This window comes from Spiroplasma sp. ald, assembly GCF_044714355.1.
GTDB lineage: Bacteria > Bacillota_I > Bacilli_A > Mycoplasmatales > Mycoplasmataceae > Spiroplasma > Spiroplasma phoeniceum.
The window spans coordinates 1-6,974 of record NZ_RXFY01000057.1 but is presented as its reverse complement, the minus strand read 5'-3'; the positions used below and the strand labels follow the sequence as shown (position 1 = coordinate 6,974).

Genomic DNA, 6,974 nt, shown 5'->3' with positions numbered 1-6,974 from the left:
AGGAACTATCTTCTCGCTCNNNTAAATTTCNTATCTTCATCGGTTAGAAAGGTTGAATTCATTGGTTAAATCATTCAAAGTATATGGTTTATTAGGTGATTTATTTTGCCAAAATTCATCTATTTTACGATAAAATGTTCGTAAACTTGCTGTTTTTGGATTAAATTCTTTCATTTTTTACTCCTTTTTGCATATTAAAATTGCTATTATTTAATGAATATGATTAAATAAAAGAGTAATAAAGAAACTTATCAAGAACTAAACACCTATCAAAATGTATTAAAGAACTTAATATTATTTTTATTATGTTTATTTTACATTAAAAAAAGACTTTTTCAAGTCTTAATTTTTTAATTTATAAACAAGTTTTTAGAGCTTTGGAAAATCTATTAAACTTTTATAAATATAATTTAAATATAACACTTTATATAAAAATGTCAAATAAATTTTTAAAATTTTATTTTTTTATGATAAAACTATTTTCAGAAAGAGAGCTTTTGGATATGAGAAAATTTAAACATTTAAGTATTAATGAAAAAATTATATTAAAGGATTTATCTATATCAGAATTATATAAAAAGAAAAATGGTAAGATTAATTATTCAAAGATAGCACGTTTTATGGGAAGAGATAAGGAAACAATTCGGCGTGAACTTAAAAAGTTTAAGGAATATGACCCTTTAAAATCACAAAAACAATATCTTAAAAATAGAAAAAATTCTAAAAAACATATTACTTTAACAGTTAAACAGATTAAGTGATTAAATAAAAATTTTAATACTTTACATAATACTCCGGAAACAATTTGTAAATTATATGAACAGGAATTTAATGAAAAGTTTCCGATGTGTTTTAAAACACTTTATAAATATATTTATTTAGGATTATTTAATATGGATAAAAAATATCTTTATTTTAAAGGAAAGAAACGAAAAACGAAAAATAGTACTGATAATCGTGGTAAATTATCTAATTATCGGACTATTGAAGAAGCTAAACATGATAGATATGAATTTGGTTGATTTCAAATGGATTGTATTGTTGGTGCTGATCATAGATCATCTGTTCTTACTTTTACAGAAGAATTAACTAAATTTACTATTGCTGAAAAATTAAAAGAACAAAGTGCAAAAGAAGTTGTTAAAACTATTAAAAATATTTTTAAGAATAGATTATTTAAAAATTGTATTAAAGGCATTATTACTGACCAAGGTAAAGAATTTAGTAACTGAAAAGAAATAGAAAAAATTATTGGTGCTAATGTTTATTTTTGTGATGCTGGAACACCCACTCAAAAACCTCACGTTGAAAGAATGAATAGAGATATCAGACATTGATTACCGCCTGGAACAGATTTTAATAAAGTTGATAATAAACAATTAAATTGAATAATGAAGAATATTAATAATAAATTACGCCCCTGTCTTAACTGAATTTCTTCTAAAAAGGCATTTGAATTTTTAACATTAGTTCATAAATAAATTTATTAATAAAACTTAATAAATGATTTTTTAGTATGCTTAAATATGGTTAAATTAAGTTATATTTATAAAATATTTTAATTTTTTTAAAAAATAGTTGCATTTATTTTAAATGATGTTATCATTTTACTAATAAGAGCTTTGGAAAAAGCGTGTTTGCAATTACAATTTACATAAGGATTATTAATCTTTTTATTTTTTGTGTATAATAGAAAATATTAATATAAAAGGAGGGCAAGACAATACATTTGTTAGTAAAATCATTATTCGATGTTCTTCCATGATGAGCTGCTTTATTAATTTCAATAATAATTTTAATGCTTATAATTGGATTAGTTCTTTTTTTCAAACGAAGAACTGATCAAGTTGCAAATCATAGTGAAAATAAAAAATTAGAAAGTTTATGGTAAAAAATTGGTAAGTCAAGAAAAAACACAAAAAGCAAAAAACAGTAAATAAGAATAAAAATCAAGATAAAGATAACTTAAAATAAAAATTATGATTTTTATTTTTTTATATTATAATATTTCCAGGATATTTTAGGCTCATTATAAAAGGGGATACAATGATAAAAGTACAAGGCAAAAAACATCTGAAATTTTTTGCCTCAAAAAAATGATATGCGACTGCATTAGTACTAATTTTATTAGCAACATTACAAGAAATTATTATGGAATCAACAGACTTAGTTGATAATTTTTTTGCAAGTTCAATTCAAAAAAATGTCCATGGTTATCAAGAACTATTTAATGAGATTAAATATATTTTTGGAGCAGATAATGTTTATCATGTAAAAGCAGTTTGAGATAGTTGGGGTTTAGGAAATTATGTTGGATATCATTATACAGCAGGACAATTAGCAATTAATGGAGTTGCTGCCTCTAACCAACTTTATTTTATTATGTTTGCAATTCTAAGCGGAGTTTGTTATGGCTTTGGAGTTTTTAATGCACAATATTATGGTTCTGAAAAATATAAAGAATTACAACAAGTAACATTATTAAAAATTTATGTTTGTTTAATTATTTGCCTTATTGTATTAATTTTATCGCAGGTTTGTGGTTATGAAATGATTAGTTTTACTACAACACCAAAATATGCTCCTCGCCCTGAGATAGTTGCACAATTAAAACCTGAGGATAAAGATTTAGTAATTCAGTGGTTTAAATATTTTGAATATAGAGCAGCGTCAATTTCAACATTAGAAGGAGCAGAGTATTTTAAAATAGTTGCTTTATCATATCCATTGTTAGCAATTAACATTGCTTTTATTACGACTTTACGTGAAACTGGTCGAGCAGGTTTGGCAGTATGAATTTCAGTTATTACTTTAAGTACGAATTGTTTTATGAATCCATTTTTAATTGAACCAAATTTTATTGCAAATTTTAATGGAATTGGTGTACAAGGAGCCGCGATTGCTACGTCAGCTTCACGTATTTTGCAACTTGTTTTTATAATAGTTTTATTTAATAGTTTTATTTTCATATAAACGGTATAAATTTATTCCTCGAAATTGATGACACTTTGATGGTTATGTTACAAAACGAGCGTTTAAAAAAGCTTGACCAATTGTTTTAAATTAAATTTTTTGATCAGTCGGAATGGTAGTACAAGTTAAATTACGAGCATATTATAGTTTAGATGCTTTAACAGCAAATGCGATTTTTTCAACAATTATTGCTGCTTTATATACGCCGCTGTATCATGGATTTGCTGCGCGAACTTCAGTTTTAGTTGGCAGCCGGTTAGGGGCTAATAATTTAGAAGAGGCAGAATATAATGGTAAACATTTAGTTATTTTGTCTTTTCTAGTTGGAATTATTGCGGGATTAATTTTAGTTGCAGGAGGATGATTTTTACCAGAATTATTGTTTGTAAATAATACGCCAGAAACATTTAGAATTGCACATTGGATGCTTTTTGCTTATGGATTATGATATCCTTGTTTAATGATTGCTGCAACAAGTTATGCCATTATTAGAACAGGTGGTGCTGTGATGAATGCCTTTGTTTTAGATGCTTTATTCACATGATTAGTGCCAGTACCATTATTAGCAATTTTAATTTTTACTTCAAATTTAGATATTATTTATATTGTATTAATTATGCAATCAGTTGACAGTTTAAAAGCAATTTGAGCATTGATTATTTTAAAACGAAAAAATGGGTAAAAAATTTAACAGAAACTAAGCATATTACAGAATTTGATAATAAAGTAAAAAAGATAAAAAAATGCGAAAGAAATGTAAAAATTTTGCATTTTTTTATTTTTTGTGTATAATATTATTTTTTATTTTAATACTAAAAAACAGTGAATGTATGATATAATTACTTTGTAATAAAATGGGTATAAAAGTGACTAAACTAAATTTAATAAAACATATTAAGTTTTTTTGAATGGGGTAATCAGAAACAATGAAAAAAATTAGAGTATTAACGTTAGAAAAAAAAGGAATTTTAAAAAAATTCTTATATCAGAATGAAGAAGTTAAATTAGGTGATAAAATTGCTTTAATTGAAACTGAAAATGGTGAATCTATTATTACAGCCCCAATGGATGGAATTATTGTTAAGCCAATTAAAGAAGGCACTAAAATTAAACCCAATGCTGTTATTGCTAATTTGCTAACAACTGAAGATGAAATTGAAAAGTATTATTTTAAACGTCTTGAAGATAACGAATTTACTCGTTTAAATAAAAAAGGGGTAAAATTTTCGACAACAAAAAATGGTCAATTTGGAACAAAATGAAATGATATTGAAGAAGATGATTATTCAGGAATTAGTATTGGAAACGAAAATATTTTACATCCAACTTTTACGCCACCTTTATTGAATCAGCAACAAGTTTACAATAATGAAAACATTATTAATTCAAGAGCTGTATTAATTAATGAACAACAGCCATATGATACTTCGATATTATCACAAAATTTTAACCAAAATGGTGGAACTCCCTTTTCTAAAGAGAATACTATTAATAATAGTTCTTATTTTTCAACAAATATTGAACAAAATCAATCTATTAATTTTCAACAACAAAACAATTCATCATCACAAAAACAACTTTTTGAACAACCCACTAAAATAACACAAGAAGAACAGAAACGATGGAATGAAACAGCATTATCTTTTGGTCCTAAGAAAACACGAAGATTATCATTTAAAAATTTAAAAATTAATGATAATGATATTATTAATAATCGAGAAAAAATTCCTTCAATTGATACAATTAAAAACCCAATGAATAAAGAAATAAAAAGTGAGTCGAAGACAACAATGGTTAATATTCCTGATTTGAATAGTAATATGTTTCAAGATGGTAACTTTGAATCACAAACAAATAGTTTGAATCAACTGCCTTCTATTCCCAACAATATTATAACGAATGCTATTCCAATTGGACAAACAAAATTAACAGAAGAAAATCAAGCAAAAAAATATGCAAAATATTTAGTTAATACAACAAAGCATCAAGATGAAATACCAATTAATGCAGCAGCATTTTTTGGTGGTCAAAATGAAAATACTAGTTTTCGTAATCTTGTAAATCAACGTCGTGAGCAATTACATAATAATAATGATTTTCATGAGTTATCATTAGAAAGTGATAATTCCAAAAATTCAATGGATTTTTTAGATGAAGATGGACGTCCTAAAATTTTACGTAATATTGTCCAAGGAAGAATGAATGATTTAATTAAAAAAAATGTATCCTCAGAAGTACAAACTGGATATAGTAGTTCTGCTTCTAATTATAATGACAATGTTAATACTTTTAAAACAAATGACAAAAAATTATCTGATGAAGCTTATATTTCTGCTGATGGTTACACAATTGATCCAAATGAGTCAAATGAAGCGAAAGAAAAAAAACAAGGACATTTTTCTCCATTAAAATCTTATCGTGATCGTTTATATGAAAAATTAAATGATAATGGGCAACGAGAAAAAATTTTAAAAACAAGAAATCAACGAGAGTTAATTAAGAAAAGAATGGAGCAAATTGCAAAAGGAAATGTTGAAATTGATTCTGTTTTAGGAGGAATTAGTAATTATCAGCGTCCTTCTTTTGAGGAAGTTGAATCACAATATAAAATATTAGATAATGAATATTATGATAATAATTCGCAGCAGAAAAAAACAAATGATGATATAGTTAAACCATCTTTATCATATGAAAAACAACAATCATCTAAGCAATTAACTCAATTTGAAAACAGTGATGAAAGTAACTGTAGTTTAAAAGGTACAATTGACAATAATGTAATGATTGAATTGGCAATTTTAAAAGAACGCTTAGTTAATCAAGAACAAAATAATCGTCAAAATGAATTATTACGAGAAATTCAAAGTTTACGTCAAGTAAATAATAATAATAATAATACAGATGGAACAAACATTGAAAAAATGATGCAATATATGTTAATGCAACAAATGTTAAAAACAATGAATGAGTCAGATCCTGTTTTAAAAGAGATGTTAAAAGAATTTAAATTTAATAATAAACAAGGGCCTGAATTAAAAACTGAACATAATTGTGAAGCACATAATTTACAAGTTAAAAAATTTAATTCCACAGAAACTACAATTCCTAATAGTTATGGAAACTTGGTACAACCATTAAATAACAATTTAAATATTATTAATACTAATAGTCAAGTTGAACCACAGGGGTTAGAAACAAGAGAAGAAATTAAATCAACAAGATATCCTGCGATTCAATCAATGATTATGTCTCAAGCACATGTACCACCATTAACAATTAATACTGAAATTGATATGTCAGCAATTATTGATCAACAACGAAAATTAAAAAATGCTAATGCTGAGCATGGTGTTCGATTTTCGACAATGAGTTTTTTAGTAAAAGCAGTTTCGTTAGCTTTAAGTGAATATCCAAAATTAAATTCATATTATGATTCAAAAACAAATCAAATTGTAATTAAAAATTCACAACACATTGGGTTAGCAACAGAAACTAGTGAGGGATTAGTTATTCCAGTTATTAAATTTGCTGAGCGAATGAGTTTAAAACAAATTGCAATTAACATTCAAGAAACAATTGAACATTTACGTCAAGGTAAATTATATGATTATGAATTAAAAGGAAGTACTATTACTATTGCCAACTATGGAATGGTTGGAGCAGTTAATGCAACACCAACAATTTTTTATCCTAATTCAGCAGTAATTGGTGTTGGGCGTATTGTTCGTAAACCAATTGTCATAAAAGGGGATAAACTAGTAATTCGTTCAATAATGAATCTTGCTTTAACAATTGATCAACGAATTATTGATGCTGCAGAAGCAGGGATTTTCTTAACACGATTAAAAGAAATTTTAGAATCACCAGAATTAATTACGTTGTCATAAAAAAACCTTATTAATTAAAAATTAATAAGGTTTTTTAATTTTTTAAAATTTTATAACTATAAATTTTTCCTTTAATAGACTTCTTGCATAACCTAGTTATTTTAAAATTCCTAT

General features: G+C 25.5%; 5 protein-coding genes. All 5 read left to right on the top strand.

What is annotated here, in order from left to right; translation table 4 throughout:
* The first annotated feature begins 503 nt into the window (after positions 1–503).
* The 5 genes from EHU54_RS03650 (at position 504) to EHU54_RS03630 (ending at position 6,860) form a co-directional block, all read left to right on the top strand.
* Entirely contained in the window at positions 504–1,481 is a 978-nt protein-coding gene (locus EHU54_RS03650) for an IS30 family transposase (protein WP_400248999.1), read from the top strand.
* Between the two features lie 248 nt (positions 1,482–1,729).
* Complete coding sequence (locus EHU54_RS03645; RefSeq protein ID WP_400248998.1) at positions 1,730–1,891, top strand: hypothetical protein; 162 nt, start codon at positions 1,730–1,732, stop codon at positions 1,889–1,891.
* A 155-nt stretch (positions 1,892–2,046) separates the two neighbouring features.
* Positions 2,047–2,973 (top strand): MATE family efflux transporter, encoded by a 927-nt coding sequence (locus tag EHU54_RS03640; protein ID WP_400248997.1) that lies wholly within the window; start codon positions 2,047–2,049, stop codon positions 2,971–2,973.
* Positions 2,974–3,085: 112 nt separating this feature from the next.
* On the top strand, positions 3,086–3,655 hold the full coding sequence (locus EHU54_RS03635) for an MATE family efflux transporter (protein ID WP_400248996.1): 570 nt from the start codon (positions 3,086–3,088) through the stop codon (positions 3,653–3,655).
* A 244-nt stretch (positions 3,656–3,899) separates the two neighbouring features.
* Positions 3,900–6,860, top strand: a complete 2,961-nt coding sequence (locus EHU54_RS03630; protein ID WP_400248995.1) for a 2-oxo acid dehydrogenase subunit E2 — start codon at positions 3,900–3,902, stop codon at positions 6,858–6,860.
* The last annotated feature ends 114 nt before the right edge of the window (positions 6,861–6,974 follow it).